Genomic DNA, 23,904 nt, shown 5'->3' on the forward strand with positions numbered 1-23,904 from the left:
GTCATCCGTCCTCGCGGGCCTGGCGGGTGAGCATCGTTCCGGCGATGATCAGCACGAGCAGGGTGATCGTGCTGGAGATGGCCGATCCGTAGCCGACGTCGGCGCGTTCGAAGAAGTTCTGGTAGGCGAAGTACGCCGGGACGAGGGTGGAGTTGCCGGGTCCGCCCCCGGTGAGGACGAAGATCTGGGCGAAGACCTTCAGGCCGGCGATGGTGGTGGTGACCAGGACGACGTACACCTCGGGCCGCAGGATGGGCACGGTGATGCGGGTGAAGCGCTGCCACCAGGTCGCGCCGTCCAGGGAGGCGGCCTCGTAGAGTTCGGGATCGATGCGCTGGAGCCCGGACATGAACAGCACCAGCGGATAGCCGAGCTGCATCCAGACCAGGACACCGAGGACGGCCCACAGGGCGAGGTCGGGGTCGCCGAGCCAGTTCTGGCCGAGCGAGGACAGGCCGATGGTGTCGAGGATGGAGTTGACCGCGCCTTCGGGGGCGAGTATCCATCCCCACATCAGTCCGGTGACCGCCACGGGGATGACCTGGGGCAGGTAGAGGCCGGAGCGGAAGACGCCGACGAGTCCGTCGCCGTGCTTCTTGCCGATGTAGTCGAACAGCAGCGCGGCCAGGAACAGTCCGAGCAGGGTGGGGACGACCGCGATGCCGACGATGACGAAGGCGATGTTGCGGAAGGAGGCCCAGAAGTCGGCGTCCTGGAGGAGGCGGGTGTAGTTGTCCAGGCCGGTGAAGGCGGGTTCGCCGATGCCCTGCCACTCGGTGAGGCTGTAGTAGAAGGTCATCACCAGCGGGACGACGAGGAAGAGCAGGCTCAGCAGCAGGCCCGGCGCGAGGAAGACGGCATAGCCCGTGGACCGCGGGTGACGTTTGGTTTTCACTGTTGCTCCTGGTGGGACGGGACGGCGGCGGTCGGCGGGAGCCGGGACCGCCGTCCCCGTAACGCGTGGGGTCCGGCCGCCGGGTGGCGGCGGCCGCAGTGGTGGCGTCAGGGCCGGGTCGCGAGGTACTTCTCGTAGGGACCGGCCAGTTCGTCGAGGACGGCGTCGGGCTTGCCGCCGTTCATGAGGTTCTGGGTGGCGGCGACCCAGGTGTCGTAGTAGCCGGGGACCGGCCAGTCGGGGTAGAAGGACAGGCCGCCCTTGTCCTGGCTCTGGTGGAAGGCGTCGATGAGCTGGCGGGACTTGGGGTTGGTGATGTCCTCGGGCTTGGCGGCGAGCGGGATGTTGCCCTCTTCGCCGATCAGCTTCTGGATCTTGTCCGACATCGTGATGGCGATGAATTCCTCGGCGAGCTTCTTGTTCCTGGCCTTGGTGGGCACGACCCAGTGGTTGCCGCCGGAGCCGAGGGTGTCGTCGCTGCCGGGGTAGGGGGCGGTGGACCACTTGAAGTTCTTGATGTCGGTGGACAGGCCGCCGAACCACCAGTTGCCGCCGACCATGATGGGCCGCTTCTGGGCCACGAACTGCTCGGTCATGTCGGCGCCCTTGAGGCCGACGTCCTTCTTGTCGAAGTAGCCCTTGTCGAGCCACTCCTGGTACTTGTCGACGGCGTAGGTCATCTCGGGACCGTGGAAGTCGGTCTTGCCCAGGTACAACTGGTAGTTGTCGACCCAGGTGGCGTTGGCCTTGGACAGGGCGAGCAGATACAGCCAGTGGCCGGCGGGGTGGTCGTTGCCGGCGTTGGCGAGCGGGGTGACGCCAGCGGCCTTGAACTTGGCGAGCGCGGCCTCGAAGCTCGCGAAGTCGGTGGGCTTGTCGACGTCGTACTTCTTGAACAGGTCGTCGTTGTAGTAGGTGAGGACGAACTCGCCGTAGTTGGGTATGCCGTACCACTTGTCGCCGCCCATCTCACCGTCCGCGTTGTAGCGGGCGGTGACGGAGGCGTCCTTGCTGATCTTCCTGTCCCAGCCGTGTTCCTTCACCAGCGGGGTGAGGTCGGTGAGCAGGCCCTGCTTGGCGAGCAGGCCGGTGGTGGCGTTGCCCTTGTTGTACTCCATGACGTCGGGCGCCTTGTCGGAGTTCAGGATCATGCCGGCGTTCTGCTGGATCTGTTCGAACGTCTTGCGCTCGAAGACCACCTTCACATCGGGGTGCGTCTTCTTGAACTCGGCGATGGCCGCGTCCCACGCCTTGCCCAGGGCGCCGTCCCTGTCCTCGTAGTGCCACAGGCGCAGGGTCTTGCCGTCGCCGGCGGCGGTGTCGGAGCCGCCGCAGGCGGTCAGCGGGGCCAGCAGGGCCAGTGCGGAGACCGCGAGGAGGAGCGGCCTTCTGCGCAGGGCGGGGCGGATGCGCGGGCTGTTCATGGCTGTTTCCTTGGGGTGCGTCGTTGCGACAAGGGCGGAGGTGTCAGAGGGTGCGGCGGCGGTGGACGCGGGCTTCCCACGGCCGCAGGGTGTGCGGGACCGTGAGGGGTGCGGGGGCGGGGACGTTGGCGATGAGGATCTCGCTGTGTGCCCAGTCGTCGGGCAGCTCGACGGTGAGGTCGCTGCCGCCGAAGTTGGCCAGTACGAGCAGTTCGGTGCCGCTGTCCGCGTCGTGGCGGGTGAAGGCGTAGAGCTGCTCGTGGTCGGGGTGGAGCATGTGGAAGTCGCCGTGTGTGACGGCGGGTTCGGTGTGCCGCAGCTCGATCAGGCGCCGGTAGTGGTGGAACACCGACTCCGGGTCGGCGAGCTGGGCCTTGGCGTTGACGTCCGTGTGATCGGGGTTGACGGCGATCCAGGGGGTGCCGGCGGTGAACCCGGCGTGCTCGGTGGCGTCCCACTGCATCGGGGTGCGGGCGTTGTCCCGGCTGCGGTGCCGCAGCCCCCGCATGACGGCGCTGGGGTCGGTCCCCTGGGCGGTCTGCTCGCGGTAGTGGTTGAGGGACTCGATGTCGCGCAGGTCGTCGACGGAGGTGAACGGGGCGTTGGCCATGCCCAGTTCCTCACCCTGGTAGACGAAGGGCGTGCCCCGGTGCAGGTGCAGGACGGTGGCCAGCAGCTTGGCGGAGCGGTCCCGGTGGGCGGGGCTGTCGTCGCCGAAGCGGGAGACCACCCGGGGCTGGTCGTGGTTGTTCCAGTAGAGGCTGTTCCAGCCGGTGTCGCCCAGGCCGGTCTGCCAACGGCCGAGGCTGGCCTTGAGGTCGGTCAGCTTCAGCGGCCGGACGTCGAACTTGCCGCCGGGGCCGTGGTCGAGGCCGACGTGCTCGAACTGGAAGACCATGTCCAGCTCGCGTCGGGCGGGGTCGGTGAACAGCCTGGCCTCCTCCACCGTGACGCCGGGCATCTCGCCGACGGTGAGCAGCTTGCGGGGGTGGCGGTCGAAGACCTCGCGGTGCATCTCGGCGATGTAGTCGTGGATGCGGGGGCCGCACACGTAGTAGGGGTGGCCGAGACCGAAGCGGCCGCCTTCGGGGACGATCCCGTCGGGCAGGGCCGGGTCCTTGGAGATGAGGTTGATGACGTCCATCCGGAAGCCGTCGACCCCTCGCTCCAGCCACCAGCGCATCATGGCGTGCACGGCCTGCCGGACCTCGGGGTTGTCCCAGTTCAGGTCGGGCTGCTTGCGGGAGAAGGTGTGCAGGTAGTACTCGCCGGACGCGGCGTCGAAGGTCCAGGCGGGGCCCGAGAACCACGACTCCCAGTTGTTCGGCTCCGCTCCCGGTGTGCCGGGCTCCATGCCCTCGCGGGGCGGGCGCCAGATGTACCAGTCGCGCCGCGGTCCCTGCGGGCCGCCGTCGCGGGAGTCGGTGAACCAGGCGTGCTCGTCGCTGGTGTGGTTGACGACCAGGTCCATCACCAGCTTCATGCCGCGTTCGTGCACCGAGGCGAGCAGGCGGTCGAACTCGGCCAGGGTGCCGAAGACCGGGTCGATGTCCTGGTAGTCGCTGATGTCGTAGCCGTTGTCGTCGTGCGGCGAGGGGTAGACCGGGGAGAGCCACAGCACGTCGACGCCGAGTTCGGACAGGTAGTCCAGGCGCTCGATGATGCCCTGGAGGTCACCGATGCCGTCCGCGTCGGAGTCGGCGAAGGAGCGCGGGTAGATCTGGTAGACCACCGCGTCGCTCCACCAGGAGTCGGCGGGGCCGGCCGCGTTTTCGGGCACGTCAAATCCTCATCGTGGGTCTCGGGTGCGTGGGGAGAAGGTCGGTGAAGTGCCGCGGGTCAGGAGAGCGCGGCGCCGACCGCGTCCTGGATGACCAGGCAGGCGGCGCCCCTGGCCCACAGGTCGTGGCGGACCGGGTCGACATGGATGTCGCAGTCGCGGGCGGCGGTGGAGAAGGCGTGCGCTTCCAGGGACCGCTGGGCCGCCGGGCCGAAGAGGTCGTGGGCGACCGCTCCTTCCCCGGCGATGATGATCTTCTGGAGGTTCAGCAGGTTGCACATGCCGGCCAGTCCGCGGCCCAGGGCGTCCCCCGCTTCGGCGAACGCCGAGCGGGCGACGGTCCGGGCGGAGCCGCCGGACGAGCGGGCGAGGTCGATGGCTTCGGAGATCGTGGTGCAGGGGACGCCGGCGTCCTGCAGGTGCCGCAGGACGGCCCGGTCCCCGGCGAGGGCTTCCAGGCAGCCGCGGCGGCCGCAACTGCACATCGGGCCCGCCGGGTCCAGGGGCAAGTGGCCGAGTTCCCCGGCCAGGCCGGTGGCGCCGGAGAACAGGGCTCCGTCGAGCAGCAGACCGCAGCCGATGCCGGGGCCGACCGTGACGACGGCGAAGGAGTCGATGTCACGGCCCTGGCCGAACCAGCGTTCGGCGACCACCAGGGTGTTGACGTCGTTGTTCACGACGACCGGCAGCCCGGTCGCCGCCCGCAGGGGGCCGGCCACGTCGACCTTGTTCCAGTCGAGCAGGGCCGAGTAGCGGCAGATCCCGGCGGCGGAGTCGACGTGACCGCTGACCCCGACGCCCAGCCCCAGCACCCTGTCCGCCGCTTCGGGCGCCTCGGAGAGGAGCCTGCTGGTCAGGGCGGCAGCGGCGGACAGGGCGGTCTCGGGCGTGCAGTCGGCGATCGGTTCCTCGGCGCGGGCCAGGACCTTGGCCGCCATGTCGGTGACCACCGCGGAGACCTGCGCGGGACCGATCTTCATGCCGACCACGACGTGCTTGTCCGGGTTGACCTGGAGCATCTTCTGCGGCCGGCCCCGCCCCTGCGGAGCGGTGTCCGTCTCGCGCAGGTAGTCGTGCTCCAGCAGCGGGGGCAGCATCCGGGTCACGCTGGACGGCACCAGGCCCAGTTTCTGGGCCAGTTGGGTGCGTGAGATGGGTCCCGCGGTGAGCACGGTGGCGAAGATCTCCGCCCGGGACTGCTCACTGACCAGCTCCGAGAACCGGATCTTGGACGGGCTCATCACACGCGCCTCCGCATCTGTGGTCGGTCAAGGGGCCGGTCCGGTGGCGCCGACTGACTGGACATGACGGGAGTCTGTCCCCCTTGTTTTCGTGCGTCAAGAAAGAAAACAGCGCGTTACACAACCGTGATGGGTGCCTCATCCTGCTCAGGATGGTCGAAAAGTCCGATTTAAAACCCTGTCGTGCCCCTGACGGAGAGTCCCTCACCAGAGAATCGCGTTCATTTCATTGACACGGGGAAGAAATGACGGGACGTTATCCGGCGACCGCAGAGGGCCGAGCCCTCGACCGGCGCTCGTACGGCGTCCCCGTGACCTGTCGTCCGCGCCGCCGCTCCCCGCCCTGCGGGGTGTGTGCTGCGCCCCCGGCCCGAGCGGGCGGAGAACCGCTGTGTCCCGGCCCCTCGGACGCACCAGGGCGTACGAACCGTCCGCTGTCGCTGTTCGAAGAGAGTCGCTGTACGAAGGGAGAAGTCCCATGGCGCGGCAACCGTCCCGCCGGTGAGCCACCGGGCGCCGATCGGCCGGCCGACCGGCGCCGTCGCGTCGCACAGCTCAGGCGGGCCGGGAGTACGCGGAGCCCGCCCGCACCCGACACATCCCCACGAAGCCCACCGAGGCCGACCGGCCCCCTCCCCCGGGCGCGCACAGGCTCCGCCGGCCCGAGCGCCCGCCGGACCGGTCCCTTCGCCCGCACCCGCGACGACGGCGTGCAGCCGCCGGTGGGACCGCAACGTCAAGGAGAAGGACATCAGCATGCCCGCAGCAGCACTGAGACGACTAGCGGCGATCGCCGTCGGCCTGGCGCTGGCACTGGCCTCGGTCATGGTGCCCGTCAGCACGGCAGCCGCCGGGACATCCCCGGCCCGCCCCGCCGCCGAGGCCCGGTCCGCCGCTTCCGCGGCCGAGCCGACCCTCGCGAACAGCAGTGACCTGAAGACCTGGTGGCACGACAACTACGAGTACAACACCACCAGCCCGGTGGCGAACGACAAGGTCCGGCGGTCGTCGTTCTACGACGTGAAGGTCGCCACCGCGGCGGCCCCGACCGCCAAGTACGACTCCTTCGCCTACATGAGCATCCCGCGCAGCGGCAAGGGCAAGATCGGCTACACCAAGGAGGACGGGGCCGAGTTCTCCTCGTCCGCGAACCTCACCATGAGCTGGTCGTCCTTCCAGTACACCACCGACGTGTGGGTCGACGTCTCGCTGCGCACCGGCCAGACGATCTCCTCCGCCGACCAGGTCAAGATCAGGCCGAGCAGCCTGAACTTCGCCAAGGAACTGGTCGACAGCACGACCGTGCGCGTCAAGGTGCCCTACGACGCGGCGGGTCACCGGTTCTCCGTCGAGTTCGACCCGCAGCTCTACACGGCCTACAACGACATGTCCGGCCCGGCGAACGACGCCGGCAAGCTGACCACCCAGGGCGGCGGTGGCAACCGGGCCATCCACACCGAGCCCCGCAACTCCATGATGATCTTCGCGGAGCCGGCCCCGGCCGGAGCCGAACAGGACCGCCTGGTCCCCACCGCGGCCTCCGGCAGCATCTACTACCCGCCGCAGGGGCAGGTCACCAACCTGAACACGATCGGCGAGGAGATCGTGTACTTCCGGCCCGGCACCTACTACATGACGTCCAAGTACCACGCGCTGCTGCCCAAGCAGGTCAAGTGGGTCTACCTGGCCCCCGGCGCCTACGTGAAGGGCGCCCTGCGGTTCCCCGACGACAGCCAGGGCCTGTACAAGGTGACCGGCCAGGGCGTGCTCTCGGGTGAGCAGTACGTCTACGAGGCGGACACCAACAACAACTACGACCACCTCTCCGGCGCCTCCAACTGCCACTCCAGTTGCGTGAAGATGCTGCAGTTCGCCTCGGCGCAGGGCCGCCAGCAGCACCTGGACCTGCAAGGTGTGACCATCAACGAGCCGCCCTACCACTCCTTCGTCGTCTACGGCGACGAGCAGACGTTCAGTATGCGGGTGGAGAACTACAAGCAGGTCGGGTCCTGGTACTGGCAGACCGACGGCATCGAGCTGTACCGGGGCAGCACCATGAAGAACACGTTCTTCAACGCCAACGACGACGTGCTGAAGATGTACCACAGCGACGTCAGCATCGATAACACGGTCGTCTGGAAGAACGAGAACGGTCCCGTCATCCAGTGGGGCTGGACCCCCCGCAACATCGACAACGTCCGGGTGAGCAACACCCACGTCATCCACAACCGGATGTACTGGAAGGACGTCAAGTACAACACCTGCATCCTCAACTCCTCCTCGCACTGGGAGGACATGGGATCGACCACGAAGGCCGACCCGGGCACGTGGGTGAAGAACATGACCTTCGAGAACATCACCGTCGAGGGCATGACGAACTGCGCGATCCGTGTCTTCGCCCTGTCCAGCACCGAGAACATCCACGTGAAGAACCTCAAGATCGGCGCGTGGAACCAACTGGACCCGTCCTCGCAGGTCAGTCTCCTCAAGCGGTACAGCAACAGCGCCGGGCAGAAGGTGACCCTCGGCAACGAGACGCGGGACAGCCGTGGCCTGAAGCTGGAGAACTACACCGTCGGCGGCACCGTCATCAGCAAGTCCGGCACCAACTGGGCCGCCGACCAGCTCGGCCGGATCGGCTTCGACGCCGAGAACTGGGACAACTGGAACGCCTGGGGCCCCGGCGGCGGCACTCCCGGTCCCGACCCGGTCACCGGCGGCCGCATCGTCAACGGGGCGACCGCCAAGTGCGTCGACCGCGCCGGCGGCGCCACCGCCAACGGCACCGCCGTCCAGCAGTGGTCCTGCGCCGGCGCGGCCTCGATGAGCTGGACGCTCGACGGGCAGCAACTGAAGTCCGGCGGCAAGTGCCTGGACGTCGAGGGCGGCGCCACCGCCAACGGCACGAAGGCGCACCTGTGGGACTGCGGCACCTGGGACAGCCAGAAGTGGGCCTTCCAGTCCAACGGCACCCTGAAGAACCTCAAGTCCGGGCGCTGCCTGGACATCGAGGGGCAGAGCACCGCCGACGGCACCCGCCTGCACCTGTGGGACTGCGGCACCTGGAACAGCCAGAAGTGGACCCTCACCTCCTGACGCACCACGGTGGCCGCGGGCACCGCGCCGCTGCCGGCGGCCACCGGCCCGCGCGTCCCGCGGCATCCCGGACCGTCCGATCACCCGTTCACCGCCGAGAAAGGCCATCACCGTGCAGACACCCACCAGGTACCAGGGCCCGGTGCTGGGCCTGTTCCGGATCGTGCTCGGACTGCTGTTCGCCTGCCACGGGGCGGCGACGCTGTTCGGGGTGCTCGGCGGGCCGCACGGGCAGCCCCCCGGCGCCGGACAGTGGCCCGGGTGGTGGGCGGCGGTGATCCAGTTGGCCGGCGGCGCCCTCGTCCTGCTCGGCCTGGGCACCCGGCCGGCCGCCCTGGTGTGCTCGGGCTCCATGGCCTACGCCTACTTCGTCCACCACCAGCCGGACGGGCTGTTCCCGCTGGAGAACGGCGGCGAGCAGGCGGCCCTGTTCTGCTGGGCCTTCCTGCTCATCGCCGCCCTCGGCCCCGGCCGGTGGTCCGCGACCGGGCTGCTCACCCCGACGCCCACCGCGGGCGCCCCACGCGAGAGGAGGTGAGCGACACCCACGGCGACCGATATGTCATGAGCACGTAAATCACTGGTCGTGACGACCGGTGACCTCACGACACACACGGAGGAAGATCATCATGAACCGCGTACCCGCACCCGGCCGTACCGCGCTGGGCGCCGCCGTACTGGCCACCAGCCTGCTCGGCGTGCTCGCCCAGGCGCCGACGGCCTCCGCGCACGGCACGGTCATCGCCCCGGAGACCCGCAACTACGGCTGCCTGCAGCGCTGGGGCTACACCGAGCCCGTCGAGTCCCAGGACCCCATGTGCTTCCGCACCTACCACGAGAACCCGAACGCCATCGGCGCGTGGAAGGCCGTCTACGCCAACAACACCGGCGACAACTACAAGCAGGTCATCCCCGACGGCCAGATCTGCAGCGCCGGCGGCCAGGGCGAGACGAACTACCGGCCGCTCGACCGCCCCGGCCCGTGGAGGACGACCGACATCGGCTCCGACTTCACCGTCGACCTCTACGACGAGGCCCGGCACGGTGCGGACTGGCTGGAGGTCTACGTCACCAAGCAGGGCTTCAACCCGGAGTACGAGCTGATCGGCTGGGACGACCTGGAGCTGGTGAAGAAGACCGGCCGCTACCCCTACCAGGCGCACTACGTCACCGACGTCAACACGTCCGGCTACAGCGGACGGCACGTGGTGGTGACCGTCTGGAAGGCGTCGCACATGGACCAGAAGTACTTCCTGTGCAGCGACGTCAACTTCACCTGACGCCGACGGGCGGCAGGTAGAGAAGCACGGAACACCGGTCCCGCGAGAGCCACGGCGCTCTCGCGGGACCCCTCCGGCACCGCCGACTCCCGACAGCCGGCCACCGCCACGCCGGCACCCGCATGGAGGCATCCGATGCCCCGTACCCCTTCCACCACGCCCGTCCGCAAGCCGCCTCGGCTCCCGCGCGGGCAGCTCTCCAGGACCCGGCACACCCGCTCGGACCGGTGGCCGGTGCTGCGGCGCGCGGCCGCCCTCCACCAGCGCCGCAGCATCACGGTGCTGCGCGTCAGCGTCGGCCTGGTCTTCGGCTGGTTCGGCGCGCTGAAGCTCTTCCCCGGCGCCAGCCCCGCCGAAGAGGTCGCCGCCGCCGCCATGACGAGGATGACCGGCGGCCTGCTGCCGCGAGACGTGTCACTGCCCCTGCTCGGCAGCACCGAACTGTGCCTCGGTCTGGCGCTCGTCACCGGACTTCTGCTGCGTCCCGCGCTGCTGCTCCTCTGCGCGCACCTGACCGGCGTCTTCGCCTCGCTCCTGGTGCTGCCCGATGTCATGTGGCACCACGGCATACCCACCCTCGAAGGCCAGTACGTGCTGAAGAACGTCGTCCTGGTCGCCGCCTGCCTCGCCATCGCCGCCGACGACCTCACCCACTGAGCGGACCGCGCCGCCCGCGGCCGTCGGGCGGCCGGCCCGGGGGCTACTCCTCGGCCCCGGGCGAGGAGAACCGAGGCAGCCCCGTGTCGACGACGAAGCCGATCTCGATCACCTGGCCCGGCAGGGTCAGGTCGGTGACACCCACGACCGTGCTGGCCGGGCGGTGGCCGCCGAAGTACGCGAGGTTGCCCGCCGCCGCGGCGGCGGCGTTCCGCGGCAGGTCCACCACGTACAGGGTCTGCGAGACGATCTGGCTCCGGGTGGCACCGTAGTGGTCCAGCACCCTGTCCATGTTGGCGTAGGTCCGCCGGAGCTGGGCCGCGAAGTCGCCCGCGTGGCGGAACTCGCCCGCCTCGTCGAACGAGAGCTGCCCGGAGACGTGGATCAGTGCGCCGGACCTGATCGCCTGTGCGTAGCCGAAGTCGCTCTCGGCCGGCACGCCGTAGGTGAAGACATCGGTGGTGGTCACGGTACTCGCCCTTCGTCGTGCTCTCTTGTGGTTACTCGGGAACTGTAGGAGAGTGGCGGGCGACCTGGAAGAACGCACTTTTCGGTGACTGAGGAACCTCATGGTGACCAAGCAACTGCTCAAGGGCCTGCCCGAGGACGCCGACCTGCGGCGCGCGGACTCGCTGGCGCGGGAGATCTTCTCGGACGTCGCGAACAAGTGGGCGCTCCTGATCATCGAGGCGCTCGGTGAACGCACCCTGCGCTTCAGCGAGTTGCGCGACGAGGTCGAGGGCGTCAGCCACAAGATGCTCACCCAGAACCTGCGCATGCTGGAGCGCAACGGCCTGGTCGACCGCGAGGTGCACCCCACCGTGCCGCCGCGCGTCGAGTACACCCTCACCGAGCCGGGCCGGGGCCTGCGGATCGCGGTGGACGCCCTGTGCGGCTGGACCCACCAGCACCTCGGCCACATCGAGAGCGCGCGCCGTCGCTTCGACGACTGAAGGGCCGCCGGGCACGGGCGGTGCGCGAGGGCGCGGCCTCAGCACCGGCCGATCCGCGCGGCGGGTCACCGCTGATCGAGGCCGGTGACTTTCACGGCGCGACCGTCATGCGCGGTGAGGAGGCGTCGTGGCGAGGTGCCCTCGCGGCACACGGACGCGCGGGGGCTGCTGATCGCCGCCTCGGCGCCGGTCCACCACGAGCTGGTCCTCCTGCGCGCCGACCCGTACCCGCACCTGCCGGAGCGGGCCGCGACGGCGGCGGGGTCAGGGGGTGAGGACGTCGTGGTGTCCGCCGCGCCACTCGGCCAGCAGGACGGTGGCGTCGTCGTCCATCGGCCCGGCGTGGTGGTCGAGCACGGCCCGCATGAGACGGCGCAGGGTCTCGTGCAGGGTGAAGTGGCCGGAGTGGTGGCGCAGGACGAAGTCGACGAAGCGGTCCTTGCCGAACTCCTCGCCCTGCTCGTCCCGGGCTTCGACGATGCCGTCGGTGTAGAGCACGATCCGGTCACCGGGGTGCAACTGTTCGCGGCACACGGTGATCGGAAGGCCGAGGTTGGTGCCCATGGGGCCGGCCGGCGGGCAGGACAGGGTGGCGCCGACCCGCTGGTCGCGGATGAGGAGGGGCAGGTGGTGGCCGCGGTTGACCCAGGTCAGCTCGCCGGTCTCGATGTCCAGGCTGGCGAGGATGGCCGTGACGTAGCGCTTGGTGCCGAACTGCTCCAGCAGGGTGCGCTCCACCGCCCGGCTCGTATCCGGCAGGGAGGCGCCCTGGCGGCGGGCGTTGCGGCAGGCGGCCACGGCGACGTTGGCGGTGAGGCCGGCGGCGGTGTCGTGTCCCATCGCGTCGAACACCGCCAGGTGCAGGGTGGTGTCCGCCAGGGCGAAGTCGAAGGCATCGCCGCCCAGGTCGTAGGCGGGTTCCAGGACGGCGCCGACGGTGACGTTGTGCCCGGCGTAGGCCGGGGGCGGCATGAGGTTCATCTGCATCTCCGCCGCCACGTTCATCGGCGCGCTGCGCACCAGCCGCGCGTAGGAGTCGCTGAAGGAGCGCTTGCTCAGCAGCAGCAGCGCGAGCACCGACGCGAGGTCGCTCAGCACCTGCTGCGGCTGTTCGTCCTCGGCGACGTCGGCGCGCAGCACGCCCAGGCGCTCCACGCCGTCGGTGATCGGGGTCCACCACCGGCGCCGCCCCTGCCGGGTGCCGGATTCCGCGACGCTCTCGACCCGCTGCCAGGCCCGGCCCGGCAGTGTGCCGTCCACCCAGTTCCCCGCCGCCCTCCCCCGCGTCCAGCCCACGGCCGGTGATCTCCCGCATGACCCTGTCCTGGAGGTCCACCACGAACATCGCGCTGTCGTGCAGACCCACGGCTGCGGCGCGCTCGGCCACCATAGGGGGCAGCGCTTCCAGGTTGGCGGTATGGGATGCCTGGACCAGGTCCACCAGCATCTCGGCCGTACGCCCGCGATCGATCACGTGCACCAGTCTCCCCGTACCGACCACACCGGCTTCCCCGCCGCCACGCCACGCCCGCGCACCGGGTCACCGCCGCGCGGGGACACCGGCGGACGGCGGCGCGGGCGGCCGGGCGCGGTCAAGGCCGCACCGGGCGGGGACCGCCGCGTACGGATTCGGTCATGGCCGGCTCTCCCTCCGGGATGACGGACGGTTCTTCGCCGACCGCGGCCGGCGAAGAACCCGAGGGGCTGTCTCCCCAACCCCTCGACTGCCCGAGTCACCCGTCGTACCCCGCCCACACCCACTGATTACGGGCGATCCGCCGTCCGGCGGGCTCACGGGCGCGCGGCGGGGCGGACACCCCGGATGCTCCGCGCCCCCCACCTGGGGGGGCCGGCCGACAGAGCGAGCCCCAGCCGGGGGCACGGCTGGGGCTCGCTCCTCAGGGTGGTCGGTACCGGTCAGCGCTGCAGGGTGAGCACGCCGGGCCGCCAGGGCAGTTGGTCGTAGGGACCGCCCGCGGAGGGGGACTTGCCCTGGTAGAGGAATTGCAGGTTGCAGGGGTCGATGGTCATGGTCTGGTCGGGGTTGTTGCGGACCAGGTCACCGTGGCTGATGTCGTTGGTCCAGTTGGCACCGCTGTTGGCCTTGCCCGCGAAGGGGTTGCTCTCGCTCGCGGCCTGCGGGGTCCACGTACCGTTGAGGCTGGAGGCCGTGAAGGAGCGGAAGTAGCGCCCGTTCGCGCCGATCGCCTCGACGATCATGAGGTACTGGTTCTGGCCCTGCACCTTGTAGACCTGCACCGCCTCGAACAGGTTGTTCGTCGAGTCGCTCATGACCGTCGTGTACGACGAGCCGAAGTTGCCCGGGAAGTTCCCGATCGGCATGCTCGCCCGGTAGATCTTGCCGTTGTCACCGGCGAAGAACAGGTACATGTTCTGCCCGTCGGCGATCAGCGTCTGGTCGATCGGACCGGTGCCGGAGCCGGAGATGCTGCCGGTGAACAGCGGCTGCGGCGCGGACCAGCCGTTGGGGTTGGTGGGGTCGCTCGACGTGCGGTAGATGAACGGCCACGAACCCCACTGGTAGGCCAGCACCCAGATGTTCTTGGGCGCGAAGTAGAACAGGGTGGGCGCCACCGCGGACTGGTTCATCCCGGTCTGGCGGGCCGATGCCATGTCCGACCAGTTGGTGAAGGGGGCGAACGCCATCGAGCCGTACGACGATCCCGACACGTTCGTTCCGTAGACCAGGTGCTTGCCGTTGTAGACGACGTTGGTGAAGTCCTTCAGCGCGGCCCACCCGTTCGCCGGCTGAGCCAGCGCGCCGGTCGACGACCAACGGTACGTCGACGGCAGCGCGCAGGTGCCGCCGCCGGACGACAGGCCGGTCCACTTCTGGTTGCTGCCGCCGTTGCACGTCCCGATCTGCACCGCCGTGCCGTTGGCCGTGCCGGCGCCGGCGGCCTCCAGGCACAGCCCGGACTCCACGCCGACGACCGTGCCGTCGGCGTTGATCCGCCACTGCTGGTTGGCGCCGCCGGAGCAGCCCCAGATGTGCACCCGGGTGCCGGCCGTGGTGGCGTGGCCCGGTACGTCCAGGCACTTGTTGCCGTACACGGTGAGCTGGTTGCTGTCCGTCGACGTCCACTGCTGGTTGGTCCCGCCCCAGCAATCGTAGAGTTGCAGGCTCGTGCCGTCGGTCTGGCTGCCGCCGACCACGTCGAGACATCTGCCGGAACCGGTGCCGCGCAGGGCGCCGCTGGCGGCCGCCTGTGCCGGGGTGGCGACGAGCATCGCCGCCAGCGCGGCCAGGACCGCGCCCACGGTGGCGAGCACCACGGACGTGTGTCTGCGGCGGAGACTTCGTTTGCGCATGGGACCTCATCTTTCGTGTGTGAGCGGTCCGGTCGGGGCGGTCGGGGCCGTCCCGGCCGGGTTCAGGGCGTGGCCAGTTCGAACCGCGTGACGCGGACCGAACCGCCGAGGGCCCGGGTGGCGTGGTTGAAGAGGGCGAAGCGGTAGCCCATGAAGAACCGCCAGTCGTTGCCCATGGAGAAGTCGGGGCCGAGGCGGGTGAAGGTGACGCCGTCGGTGCTGTAGGAGAACGTCCCCGGGCGGGCCGATCCGGGGCGGATGTCGGCGCTCGCGCGCAGCCAGATGCGGGTGCCGGTGACGGTGGCGCCGGCGGCCTCGTAGCCGGTGCCGGTGGTGTTCCAGTTGCTGTCCATGGTCAGCCCGGTGACCATGACCACCCGGGTGGTGTTGCCCTCGCGTTTGAGGCCGATCCAGGCCGAGGAGTCCCGCAGCAGCGCGAGTCCTGCCCGGTCGCCGTCGCGCATCGCTGAGTGGTCGAGCTGGACCGTGGCGGTGGAGGTGGGCCCCTGGATGCGGTGGGTGAGTGTGTTGCGGGCCCAGTACAGGTCGTTGGTGACGGTGGCGGTCCCCAGGGTCAGTCCGTTGCCGAGCGACCACTTGGTGTTGTCCGGGTTGTGGTTCCACTCCCACCTCGGCTTGAGGGAGGTGCCGTCGAAGGTGTCGACGCCGGTCATGGGGGTGACCTGGCGGGGCGGGGCCGGTACGACCGGGCTGGGGTACGACGTGCCCCAGGCGCCGTTCACCGTCCGGAGGACCGGCCAGCCGTCCGAGGTCCAGGTGACCGGGGCGAGCGCGGGCACCCGGCCGCCGGGGTAGGCGTCGACGAAGGCGAGGTAGTACCAGGCGCCGTTCTGCGTCTGGACCAGGCCGCCCTGGTGCGGGACCCCGCCGCCGGGGATGGGCCCGCGCAGGTCGAGGAGCACCTGCCGCATCGTGTACGGACCGAAGGGGCCGCCCGAGGACTTCAGGATGTACTGCCCGTTGGCGGGGCGGGTCAGGAAGATGTAGTACTGCCCGTTGATCTTGTAGAAGCGCGAGCCCTCCAGGGTGCCGACGCTCGACGGGGTCGTGAAAACCTGCTGCGTACGGACCTGGGTGCGGCCGTCCGGGGACAACTGGGCCACGCTGATGGTGGTGTTGCCGTAGGCCACGTACAGGGTGTCGTCGCTGTCGACCAGCAGCCCCGCGTCGTAGTACGGCGTGCTGATCGTGGTCAGCCGGTTCCAGGGCCCCTCGGCCGCCGTCGCGGTGTAGACGTACGTCCGGGCGAAGTCGATCTGCCCCAGCCAGTAGAACGTCCTGTTGCTCGGCCGGTAGGCCAGGGACGACGCCCAGATCCCGCGGACATAGCCACGGGCGCCGTTGAGGTCGTACTTGGCGCCGAAGTCCAGGACCGGTACCGAGTGGCCGGCGATCTCCCAGTGCACCAGGTCGTACGAGCGCAGGACGGGCGCACCCGGCGAGTAGTGCATGGTCGAGGCCGAGGCGTAGTAGGTGTCTCCGACGCGGATGACGTCGATGTCCGCGAAGTCCTGCCAGATCACCGGGTTGGTGTAGTCCGCCGCGGCGCGGGCCGGCCCCGGTCCGGGAGCGGATGCGGCGCGGGAGGCGCCCGCCAGCGGGAGGGCCGCGCCGGCGGCGAGGCCGGTGGCGGCCGCCAGGGCGCGACGGCGCGAGAAGGACTGCTGTGGCCATGGCCATGACATATGCATGTGCGGCGCACCCCTTGCGGCTCGGCGGTTGCGGTGGTCGTGCTCCGGGACGGCTCGTGCTCGTGATGGTTCGCGCTCCGTGACGGCTCGATTGTTCGGCATGTCGAACGCAAGTCGAAGTATCGAGCATCTTGGATGGTAGGGATTCAACGAACGTCGTCAATACTTTGCGCATGGTTCGCTTGGACCACCGAAACATTCGGTGTCGGATGAGGGGCGTTTGCGCAGGTCAGTCCAGTGAATTCCGCGCCGGACGGGCGGGAACACCGCATCGGTGCCGAAAGCGGACCCGATGTGCCGGTGGTGTTGACACGGCAGGTCGCCTCCCTGAGTATCTGCGGCACCACAATTTTCCGAACGGCGTCCGAAATTTCGACCCTTGCCAAGAGGGTCCTCCGGAGAAGGAGTTCTCGGTGCCCAGACGAACAGGCGGACGACTGTTCCGCCTCCTCGCGACCGCCGTGCTGACGGTCACCGCGTCCCTGACGGCCTCCGCCCACTCCCCGGCCACGGCCGCGCCGGGCAGCCCGGCGCTCACCCCGCCGCTGGGGTGGAACAGTTGGAACAGCTTCGGGTGCGGGATCACCGAGGCCCAGGTGCGCCAGGCCGCCGACGCGATGGTGTCCTCGGGCATGCGGGACGCCGGTTACCGGTACGTCGTGGTCGACGACTGCTGGTTCGACCCGCAGCGCGACTCGGCGGGGAACCTGCGGGCCAACCCGACCAAGTTCCCGAGCGGGATGAAGGCGCTCGGGGACTACATCCACGGCAAGGGCCTGAAGTTCGGCATCTACCAGGCGCCCAACGAGCGCACCTGCGCCCAGGCGACGGGCGGTTACCCGGGCTCCACCGGCAGCCGGGGCCACGAGGCCCAGGACGCCGCCGCGTTCGCCTCCTGGGGCGTCGACTACCTCAAGTACGACTGGTGTTCGTCGAGCGGTACCCGTGACGAGCAGGTCGCGCGGTTCACGCTGATGCGCGACGCTCTGCGCGCCACCGGGCGGCCGATCGTCTACAGCATCAACCCCAACAGCCTGCACGCCATCACCGGCTCCACCTACAACTGGGGCGAGGTCGCCGACCTGTGGCGGACCACCGAGGACCTGCTCGACATCTGGCAGAACGGCAACACCAACAGCTATCCGATGGGCGTCGGCAACGTCCTGGACGTCACCGCGCCCCTGGCCGCGCAGTCCGGGCCGGGACACTGGAACGACCCCGACATGCTCGTCGTCGGCCGGCCCGGTCTGACACTGACCGAATCCCGTGCGCACTTCGCCCTCTGGGCGCTGCTGGGCGCCCCGCTCATGGCCGGCAACGACATCCGTACGATGTCCGCGGACGTGAGCGCGATCCTGCGCAACTCGCGTCTGCTGGCGGTGAACCAGGACACGCTGGGCGCGGGCGGTCGCAGGGTGCGTGACGACGGGAACACCGAGGTGTTCGCCAAGCCGCTGTCCGACGGTTCGGTCGCGGTGGGCCTGTTCAACCGGGGAGGCGGCACCGCGACGGTCACCACCTCGGCCGCGCAGGTGGGCCTGTCCGGTGGGTCGTTCACCCTCACCGACCTGTGGACCGGCGGTACGTCGAGTACGTCCGGGCAGATCTCCGCGAGCGTGCCCGCGCACGGCGTGGCCGTGTTCCGGGTGACCGGTGGCACCCCGCTGGCCGCCACCACCTCACGTCTGCGGGGCGGCGCGTCCGGCCGCTGCGTGGACGTGGACAACGCCTCCACCGCCGCCGGGGCCACCGTACTGCTGTGGGACTGCCACGGGGCCGCCAACCAGTTGTGGACCACGTGGGCGGGCGGCGAGATCCGGGTCTACGGCGACAAGTGCCTGGACGCCTACGACCAGGGCACCACCAACGGCACCCGGGTCATCACCTGGGCCTGCAACGGGCAGGACAACCAGAAGTGGACCGTCGGCTCCGACGGCTCGATCCGCAACGTCCACGCCGGGCTGTGCCTCGACACCGAGGGGGCCGGCACCGCCAACGGGACGCGGCTGGTGCTGTGGAGCTGCAACGGGCAGACGGGGCAGCGGTGGAGCCGCGCCTGACCCGGTCCCGGTCGGTGACGGGTGTCCGGGGGCTCAGCGCCAGGGGCCTTCGAAGACCGGCGCGGTCCACGGGGCCGGTCCCGTGCCGTCGCTCCAGGCCCGCAGGGCCTCCCCGTCCACGCAGAGGATGCCGCACTGTTCGGCGTACTCGACGGCCGGGGCCGTGAAGTCGCTGGTCGTGACGATGACGGCGACATCGGCCTGGTGGACGGTGTAGCAGGTGCCCCCGAAGCGCTGGAGGTCCTGGGAGCCGACGCGGTTGGTGTCGCCGTACCGCTTGCACTGGACGACGACACGCCGCCCGTCCGGCGCGACGGCCAGGACGTCCGCGCCCAGGTCGCCCGCGCCGCCGACCACCTCGACCTGGGTGCACCCGTCCCGTTCGCACAGCGCCGCGATCGCCTGCTCGAACTCGTCGGGGTCCAGGGCCGCGTAGTCCAGCGTGTCCTGGAAGACGACCGTTGCGGAGGCATCGGCCGCCACGCCGCCGCCCTGGAGCGGGATCGTCGGTTCCATCGCGTCGGGGCCGGTGCGGGGGCCGGGTACGGTCGGGCCGCCGACGGCCGGGGCCCCGGCCCCGTCGAGCACCGGGGCGGCCGCCGGCGCCGGGGTCTCCAGGATGTCCAGCGCCGTGTGGGTCGCCTCCTCCAGCGCCACGGCGGCCTGGTGCGCGGCCCGCTTCGCGGAGAACCTGCGCCGGCGCCGCTGGAGGCACAGGTGCAGGACGGCCGCCGCCACGATGAGGCCGAGCACGATCACCCACCCCGGGCGGTGCCGCAGGGCGGCGGTCGCCCAACGCATGGCGAAGCCCATGACGATCACCAGGAGCGCGAGAAGACCGAAGAACACGGCGGTCGCACGGAGATCGAAGGACCGTCGGCGGTCGCTGAGTCGTATGCGGCGCGTACGTGACGTCACGCGAGACTCCCTCCCCTGGTCGTCGACAAGATCATATGACCGCCTGCCCCGAGATCACGGACTTGATCGTCTTTCCTCGGGCGAGAAGTGAGGGGTGCGGAGCGAGGGTCGGGGGGCGAGGGTGGGGGGCATCGGTGGCGGTGGCTCCGGAACTCGCGACGGGTTCCACGCAGGGGGACCTCAGGGGGACCTCAGGCGGACCTCGGCCGGATCTCAGTCGCTCGCGCCGAGAGTCCCCGCGAGGGCGTCGAGGGTCACGCCGACGATGGCGCGCAGTTGTTCCGTGCTCGCTCCTGGCGCTGCTCGACGCCGGCATCCCGGGCGTCACCCTGCCTGACACCATCCCGACCGACCCCGAACGGGCGTGGAAGACCTGGCACTTCGCCTTCCACCTCGTGCCCGACCTGCCCGAGACCCTGCTCACCGGCCGCGAACGGGAGTACGTCGGCTGGTTTCTGAAGGCCAAGGCCCTCTCCCCCGGCACCTTCGACGCCGCCGAGTCGGCGCGGAGGAACCGCGAAGCGCTGCGCCGACAGCGTCTGACAGTGCCGGTTCTCGGGATCTCGGGCAGTCACGGCTCCATCCCCGACATGGCGGCTTCCCTCGGGCCGTGGGCCGGCCGCACCACCGGGATCGTCGTGCCGGACGCGGGACACTTCATCCCCGACGAACAACCCGAGGCCGTCGCCGCCGCACTGACGGACTTCATCACCGAGGACGCCTGAGCCTGGGCCGCGGCGAGTGCGCGGACCGGCACTCGCACCCGCGGCCGACGCGGAAGTCCGGCGCGGGCAGTCACAGTCCGTCTGCCGGCGCCGGTGCCGGCACGGCGCAGGCTTCGGCGACAGCCCGCGTGTCCCAGTAGAACGGCCGGACCTCGGTGATCCGCCCGCCCCTGACCGTGATCGCTTGCAGGATCGGGAAGCCGAGTTCACGGCCGGTCGCACGAGCGCGAGCACGGACCTGAGTGAGTACGACCGTGGTCTCGCCCGTGGCAAGGAACTCCTGCTCCCCCATCTCGAACGACTCCCAGACCTCCCCCATCCTGAGGAAGAACCGCGTCATTCCCAGGTGCCCACGCCACGTCCCTCCGTAGGGCAGAGCATCCGCCTGATGCAGCTCGACATCCGGCGCGAAGAAGGGGGCGAGCAGATCGAACGAAGCTGCGCCAGGACCTCCGGCCGCCAAATACTCCGCCTCAGCCGCGTACATGGCGGTGAGAACCGTTACCGGGTCCGTAGTGGATGACATCGTCATGCCGCCAGCTTGGTCACCACAGGCGAAGCCTGCTGGCGGCAATCAGACCTCGTCGTGCGGCGCGGTCCGACCTCCGCAACGTGCCTCAGCCGAGCGCCCTGACGGGTGCGCTGCCGCGTCCGTGGCGCCGGCCGCTCAGTTCGGCGTCCAGTGTCTCCTGGGCGACCCGCATGGCGTCGGCGTACACCGGCTCCCGCAACCGCGCCCACATCTGGTCCTCGGTGACGTCCTCGACGCGGCCGACCACCCACCAGATGTTGCCGAAGGGGTCCTTGACACGCCCCCCGCGCTGCCCGAAGGCGTCGTCGACCAGGGAAGTGACGACCTGGCCGCCGGCCTGGACGGCCCGTGAGAACGCCTCATCGGCGTCGGGGACGAAGACGCGCAGCAGGCTCGGCATGACGGGCCAGTCCGGACGCCGGTCGAAGGCCAGCACGACGGTGTCGCCGACCCGGATCTCCCCGTGCCCGATCGAGCCGTCCTCGGTCGGCACCCGGCCGAGTTCCTCACCTCCGAACGCCTCGGCCACGAAGTCGAGGAACGCCCCCGTGTCGTCGGTGACGACCCAGGGCGCCACGGTGGTGTAGCCCTCGGGTGCGGCACTGGTGGTCTGCTCGGGCATCGCGGTCCTTTCACTGATGTCGGGAGGACACAGCGACGGTAGGTGCGAAGTAGGTCGGATGCTGTCCTGGACGGCAGCGAGAGGCCATCGCTCTGCGGCTCGCCGCCCGCTGGTTCAGCGGCTGTGGCGGAATCGTTCAGGTGGTCGGCGGAGCCGAAGGGCACGCCCCCGGTGTCCGTCACCGGGCGGGGTCGCGGCGGGCGGTGGCGAAGCGGCGTTGGTAGGCGGCGGGGCTGATGGACAGTTCCCGGGTGAAGACGCGGCGCAGGCTCTCGTAACTCGGGAAGCCCGCCAGGGACGCCGTCCGTGTCGCGGTGTGCCCCTGGTCGAGCAGCGACTTGGCGATGCCGAAGCGGATCGACTCGACGTACCGGCCGCCAGCAGGCCCGTCGCGCCGAGGACGAAGGCGCCGGAGCACACGGAGGCGACCCGTCCGGCGCGCGCCGCCAGCTCCCTGGTCGCCTCGGCCAGATCGTGGGCGACGGGGGTCCTGGGGTAGATGTCTCCGCCCGGCATCAGGAACGTGCCGGGGTCCGGCTCGCCGGCGGCGCTGCCCTCGACGGCGATCCGCATCCCGATCGAGGGGGTGACGTCGGCGCCCGACGCCGACACCAGGGCGATCCGGTAGGCGGCACCGAGCAGGTTCGCCTCCCCGAACACCTCGCCGGGGCCGGCGACGTCGAGGAGTTCGACCCCGTCGTAGACGAGGATCGACACCCGGTGCGTACCGGAACTCACCGTCCCGCCCAGGGGTGACCGGATTCGAGGGGTTCCTGGCCGGACCGAGGCGGCGCCGGGGGCCGCGTGATCGGCATCGTGGAGGACGTACGCACAACCCACTCGCAGCGCATCGCATCGGAGAGCACGGACATCATGACCGACATCATCGCAGGGGTGGAACTGCCCGATACCCCGGCTGTCGCCGCGGCCACGGAATTCCTTCGGGAGCGGACCGGTCCCCTGATCTTCCACCACTCCCGGCGCGTATTCCTTTTCGGTTCACTCCACGCGCATACCATGGGCCTCCGCCCGGACCCCGAGTTGCTCTACGTCTCGGCGGTCTTCCACGACGTGGGTCTGCTGATCCCGTTCTCCGGAACTCCGCAGCGTTTCGAACTGGACGGCGCGGATCACGCGCGGAGGTTCCTGCTCGACCGCGGGTTCTCCGGGAGCGCCGCCGAGGTGGTCTGGAGGGCGATCGCCCTGCACACGACCCCGGGCGTTCCCGGCCGGATGGAGCCCGAGGTCGCCGCCACGCATTACGGCGTGCTGACCGACGCGGTCGGCTGGGGGCTGGACGGGCTGCACGGCGACCAGGTGGAGGAGGTCGTCGCCGCTCATCCACGCGGTGATTTCAAGAAGGAATTCCTGCGGGCCTTCGTCGACGGCCTGAAAGACCGCCCGGACACCACTTACGGGACCGTCAACGCGGACATCCTGGAGCACTTCGTCCCCGGTTTCCGTCGTACGTCCATGGTGGAGCGGGTCATCGCCGCTCCCTGGCCCCGGTGAACCGTCACCCCAGTAGGAAAGGAACGCCCATGCGAGCCATCACCGTCCGGGACCGCGAGGCCGGGATCACCGGACTGGCCCTGGAGGAACTCCCCCGTCCCCATGCCGCCGAGAACGACGTCGTCGTGCGCGTGCACGCGGCGGGCTTCACCCGGGGTGAACTGGACTGGCCCGCGACGTGGACCGACCGCGCCGGCCGCGACCGCACGCCGAGCGTGCCCGGCCACGAGGTCTCGGGGGTGGTGGCGGAACTCGGCTACGGAACGACCGGACTCACCGTCGGCCAGCGGGTCTTCGGACCGACCGATTGGGCCCGCGACGGCTCGCTCGCCGAGTACGTCGCCGTGGAAGCCCGCGATCTCGCCCCACTGCCCGCCGACGTCGACCACACGGTGGCGGCCGCGCTGCCGATCTCCGGGCTGACCGCCTGGCAGGGCCTGTTCGACCACGCCCGTCTCACCACCGGCCGGACCGTCCTGATCCACGGCGCCGCCGGCGGGGTCGGCTCGCTCGCCGTGCAGCTCGCCCGCGCAGCGGGGGCCCGCGTCATCGGCACGGGCCGCTCCGCCGACCGGGACGCCGTGCTCGGCCTGGGCGCGCACGCCTTCCTCGACCTGGCGACCGACCAGTGGGCGCAGACGGAGCAGGTGGACGTCGTGTTCGACGTGATCGGCGGTGACGTCCTCGACCGGTCGGCCGCCCTGGTCCGTCCCGGCGGCACCCTCGTCACCATCGCCCGCCCGCCCACCGTGCGCCCCGAGGACGGGCGGGCCCTGTTCTTCGTCGTGGAACCCGACCGCGCCCGCCTCTCCGACCTCGCCGAACGCCTGCGGGACGGCCGCTTGCGGGTGCGGGTCGGCGCGGTATGGCCACTGACCGAGGCGGTCGCCGCCCTGACCTCGGGGCAGCGCGTCCCGGGTCGCACGATCATCCGCGTCGGCGAGGGGTGAAGGTGGGCGCCGGGGGGAGGGCCGGGCTACGGGCCCTCGGCACTGAGCTTGTTCTTTTTCTTCCGGCCTCGAACGGTGTCTCGTACTGGGTCGCTCACCTGGGGGTTCGCCGGATATGTGGGCGGCCTTCGTCTGATCATGTGCTCCGACCAAGGTGCACGTGACCACGACGAAGGCCGTGAGGGTGAGTCTGCTGCCTGATGCTGTCCGGAGG

General features: G+C 70.2%; 19 protein-coding genes and 3 pseudogenes. 10 read left to right on the forward strand and 12 right to left on the reverse strand.

Annotated elements, in window-relative coordinates:
- Position 1: 1 nt before the first annotated feature.
- The 4 genes from ACFY32_RS25690 to ACFY32_RS25705 form a co-directional block, all read right to left on the reverse strand.
- On the reverse strand, positions 2 to 895 hold the full coding sequence (locus tag ACFY32_RS25690) for a sugar ABC transporter permease (protein WP_359197895.1): 894 nt from the start codon (positions 893 to 895) through the stop codon (positions 2 to 4).
- A 107-nt stretch (positions 896 to 1,002) separates the two neighbouring features.
- Positions 1,003 to 2,319, reverse strand: a complete 1,317-nt coding sequence (locus tag ACFY32_RS25695; protein WP_359197893.1) for an extracellular solute-binding protein — start codon at positions 2,317 to 2,319, stop codon at positions 1,003 to 1,005.
- Positions 2,320 to 2,362: 43 nt separating this feature from the next.
- On the reverse strand, positions 2,363 to 4,099 hold the full coding sequence (locus ACFY32_RS25700) for an alpha-glucosidase (protein ID WP_359197890.1): 1,737 nt from the start codon (positions 4,097 to 4,099) through the stop codon (positions 2,363 to 2,365).
- A gap of 59 nt (positions 4,100 to 4,158) precedes the next feature.
- Positions 4,159 to 5,340 (reverse strand): ROK family protein, encoded by a 1,182-nt coding sequence (locus ACFY32_RS25705; protein WP_359197888.1) that lies wholly within the window; start codon positions 5,338 to 5,340, stop codon positions 4,159 to 4,161.
- A 756-nt stretch (positions 5,341 to 6,096) separates the two neighbouring features.
- Between ACFY32_RS25705 and ACFY32_RS25710 the strand changes: the two genes are divergently transcribed.
- The 4 genes from ACFY32_RS25710 (at position 6,097) to ACFY32_RS25725 (ending at position 10,373) form a co-directional block, all read left to right on the forward strand.
- Positions 6,097 to 8,436, forward strand: a complete 2,340-nt coding sequence (locus tag ACFY32_RS25710) for a family 49 glycosyl hydrolase (RefSeq protein ID WP_390675374.1) — start codon at positions 6,097 to 6,099, stop codon at positions 8,434 to 8,436.
- Positions 8,437 to 8,548: 112 nt separating this feature from the next.
- Positions 8,549 to 8,974 (forward strand): DoxX family protein, encoded by a 426-nt coding sequence (locus tag ACFY32_RS25715; RefSeq protein ID WP_390675375.1) that lies wholly within the window; start codon positions 8,549 to 8,551, stop codon positions 8,972 to 8,974.
- 91 nt (positions 8,975 to 9,065) lie between these two features.
- Positions 9,066 to 9,716, forward strand: coding sequence for a lytic polysaccharide monooxygenase auxiliary activity family 9 protein (locus ACFY32_RS25720; protein WP_359197883.1), 651 nt, complete (start codon positions 9,066 to 9,068; stop codon positions 9,714 to 9,716).
- A 135-nt stretch (positions 9,717 to 9,851) separates the two neighbouring features.
- Positions 9,852 to 10,373: a DoxX family membrane protein gene (locus ACFY32_RS25725; protein WP_390675376.1), complete on the forward strand. Its 522-nt coding sequence runs from the start codon at positions 9,852 to 9,854 to the stop codon at positions 10,371 to 10,373.
- A gap of 43 nt (positions 10,374 to 10,416) precedes the next feature.
- On the opposite strand, the gene ACFY32_RS25730 is transcribed toward ACFY32_RS25725, so the two are convergent.
- The gene (locus tag ACFY32_RS25730) at positions 10,417 to 10,842 is read right to left on the reverse strand and encodes a RidA family protein (RefSeq protein ID WP_359197878.1); all 426 of its coding nucleotides are present in this window, start codon (positions 10,840 to 10,842) and stop codon (positions 10,417 to 10,419) included.
- Positions 10,843 to 10,942: 100 nt separating this feature from the next.
- Here ACFY32_RS25730 and ACFY32_RS25735 point away from each other — a divergent pair, with 100 nt between their 5' ends.
- Positions 10,943 to 11,326, forward strand: a complete 384-nt coding sequence (locus ACFY32_RS25735) for a helix-turn-helix domain-containing protein (RefSeq protein WP_359197875.1) — start codon at positions 10,943 to 10,945, stop codon at positions 11,324 to 11,326.
- A gap of 126 nt (positions 11,327 to 11,452) precedes the next feature.
- A pseudogene (locus ACFY32_RS25740) lies at positions 11,453 to 11,587 on the forward strand (TetR family transcriptional regulator); the annotation flags it as partial.
- 3 nt (positions 11,588 to 11,590) lie between these two features.
- On the opposite strand, the gene ACFY32_RS25745 reads toward ACFY32_RS25740, so the two are convergent.
- The 3 genes from ACFY32_RS25745 to ACFY32_RS25755 form a co-directional block, all read right to left on the reverse strand.
- Positions 11,591 to 12,586 (reverse strand): PP2C family protein-serine/threonine phosphatase, encoded by a 996-nt coding sequence (locus tag ACFY32_RS25745; RefSeq protein ID WP_390675377.1) that lies wholly within the window; start codon positions 12,584 to 12,586, stop codon positions 11,591 to 11,593.
- Positions 12,587 to 13,243: 657 nt separating this feature from the next.
- Positions 13,244 to 14,659 (reverse strand): non-reducing end alpha-L-arabinofuranosidase family hydrolase, encoded by a 1,416-nt coding sequence (locus ACFY32_RS25750; RefSeq protein ID WP_359197869.1) that lies wholly within the window; start codon positions 14,657 to 14,659, stop codon positions 13,244 to 13,246.
- A gap of 62 nt (positions 14,660 to 14,721) precedes the next feature.
- The gene (locus tag ACFY32_RS25755) at positions 14,722 to 16,365 is read right to left on the reverse strand and encodes a glycoside hydrolase 43 family protein (protein ID WP_359198215.1); all 1,644 of its coding nucleotides are present in this window, start codon (positions 16,363 to 16,365) and stop codon (positions 14,722 to 14,724) included.
- Between the two features lie 419 nt (positions 16,366 to 16,784).
- On the opposite strand from ACFY32_RS25755, the gene ACFY32_RS25760 reads away from it, so the two are divergent.
- Positions 16,785 to 18,431, forward strand: a complete 1,647-nt coding sequence (locus ACFY32_RS25760) for a glycoside hydrolase family 27 protein (protein WP_390675378.1) — start codon at positions 16,785 to 16,787, stop codon at positions 18,429 to 18,431.
- 33 nt (positions 18,432 to 18,464) lie between these two features.
- Here ACFY32_RS25760 and ACFY32_RS25765 read toward each other — a convergent pair whose 3' ends face one another.
- Positions 18,465 to 19,349 carry a restriction endonuclease gene (locus ACFY32_RS25765; protein ID WP_390675379.1) on the reverse strand — a complete coding sequence of 295 codons (885 nt, stop codon included), beginning with the start codon at positions 19,347 to 19,349 and terminating at the stop codon, positions 18,465 to 18,467.
- Positions 19,350 to 19,642: 293 nt separating this feature from the next.
- Here ACFY32_RS25765 and ACFY32_RS25770 point away from each other — a divergent pair.
- Positions 19,643 to 20,074 (forward strand): annotated as a pseudogene (locus ACFY32_RS25770) (alpha/beta fold hydrolase); the annotation flags it as partial.
- A gap of 70 nt (positions 20,075 to 20,144) precedes the next feature.
- Here ACFY32_RS25770 and ACFY32_RS25775 read toward each other — a convergent pair.
- The 3 genes and pseudogenes from ACFY32_RS25775 to ACFY32_RS25785 all read right to left on the reverse strand — a co-directional run bounded on the left by ACFY32_RS25775 (position 20,145) and on the right by ACFY32_RS25785 (position 21,966).
- A complete protein-coding gene (locus ACFY32_RS25775) occupies positions 20,145 to 20,606 on the reverse strand; it encodes a nuclear transport factor 2 family protein (RefSeq protein WP_359197860.1) in 462 nt (153 codons plus the stop codon).
- Positions 20,607 to 20,691: 85 nt separating this feature from the next.
- The gene (locus tag ACFY32_RS25780) at positions 20,692 to 21,228 is read right to left on the reverse strand and encodes a VOC family protein (RefSeq protein ID WP_359197858.1); all 537 of its coding nucleotides are present in this window, start codon (positions 21,226 to 21,228) and stop codon (positions 20,692 to 20,694) included.
- 178 nt (positions 21,229 to 21,406) lie between these two features.
- Positions 21,407 to 21,966: pseudogene (locus ACFY32_RS25785) on the reverse strand (DJ-1/PfpI family protein).
- Positions 21,967 to 22,101: 135 nt separating this feature from the next.
- On the opposite strand from ACFY32_RS25785, the gene ACFY32_RS25790 reads away from it, so the two are divergent.
- A complete protein-coding gene (locus ACFY32_RS25790; protein WP_390675382.1) occupies positions 22,102 to 22,740 on the forward strand; it encodes an HD domain-containing protein in 639 nt (212 codons plus the stop codon).
- 29 nt (positions 22,741 to 22,769) lie between these two features.
- The gene (locus ACFY32_RS25795; RefSeq protein WP_359197855.1) at positions 22,770 to 23,690 is read left to right on the forward strand and encodes an NADP-dependent oxidoreductase; all 921 of its coding nucleotides are present in this window, start codon (positions 22,770 to 22,772) and stop codon (positions 23,688 to 23,690) included.
- Positions 23,691 to 23,904 lie beyond the last annotated feature (214 nt).

It is taken from the genome of Streptomyces sp. NPDC000134 (assembly GCF_042899225.1).
Taxonomy (GTDB): Bacteria; Actinomycetota; Actinomycetes; order Streptomycetales; family Streptomycetaceae; genus Streptomyces.

What these genes read in the sequence shown, in the direction of transcription:
- ACFY32_RS25725 (WP_390675376.1), top strand. Translation starts at nt 9,852, where the DNA reads ATGCCCCGTACCCCTTCCACCACGCCCGTCCGCAAGCCGCCTCGGCTC.
- ACFY32_RS25775 (WP_359197860.1), bottom strand. Translation starts at nt 20,606, where the DNA reads ATGACGATGTCATCCACTACGGACCCGGTAACGGTTCTCACCGCCATG.
- ACFY32_RS25710 (WP_390675374.1), top strand. Translation starts at nt 6,097, where the DNA reads ATGCCCGCAGCAGCACTGAGACGACTAGCGGCGATCGCCGTCGGCCTG.
- ACFY32_RS25750 (WP_359197869.1), bottom strand. Translation starts at nt 14,659, where the DNA reads ATGCGCAAACGAAGTCTCCGCCGCAGACACACGTCCGTGGTGCTCGCC.
- ACFY32_RS25735 (WP_359197875.1), top strand. Translation starts at nt 10,943, where the DNA reads ATGGTGACCAAGCAACTGCTCAAGGGCCTGCCCGAGGACGCCGACCTG.
- ACFY32_RS25705 (WP_359197888.1), bottom strand. Translation starts at nt 5,340, where the DNA reads ATGAGCCCGTCCAAGATCCGGTTCTCGGAGCTGGTCAGTGAGCAGTCC.
- ACFY32_RS25790 (WP_390675382.1), top strand. Translation starts at nt 22,102, where the DNA reads ATGACCGACATCATCGCAGGGGTGGAACTGCCCGATACCCCGGCTGTC.
- ACFY32_RS25720 (WP_359197883.1), top strand. Translation starts at nt 9,066, where the DNA reads ATGAACCGCGTACCCGCACCCGGCCGTACCGCGCTGGGCGCCGCCGTA.
- ACFY32_RS25795 (WP_359197855.1), top strand. Translation starts at nt 22,770, where the DNA reads ATGCGAGCCATCACCGTCCGGGACCGCGAGGCCGGGATCACCGGACTG.
- ACFY32_RS25695 (WP_359197893.1), bottom strand. Translation starts at nt 2,319, where the DNA reads ATGAACAGCCCGCGCATCCGCCCCGCCCTGCGCAGAAGGCCGCTCCTC.
- ACFY32_RS25755 (WP_359198215.1), bottom strand. Translation starts at nt 16,365, where the DNA reads ATGTCATGGCCATGGCCACAGCAGTCCTTCTCGCGCCGTCGCGCCCTG.
- ACFY32_RS25780 (WP_359197858.1), bottom strand. Translation starts at nt 21,228, where the DNA reads ATGCCCGAGCAGACCACCAGTGCCGCACCCGAGGGCTACACCACCGTG.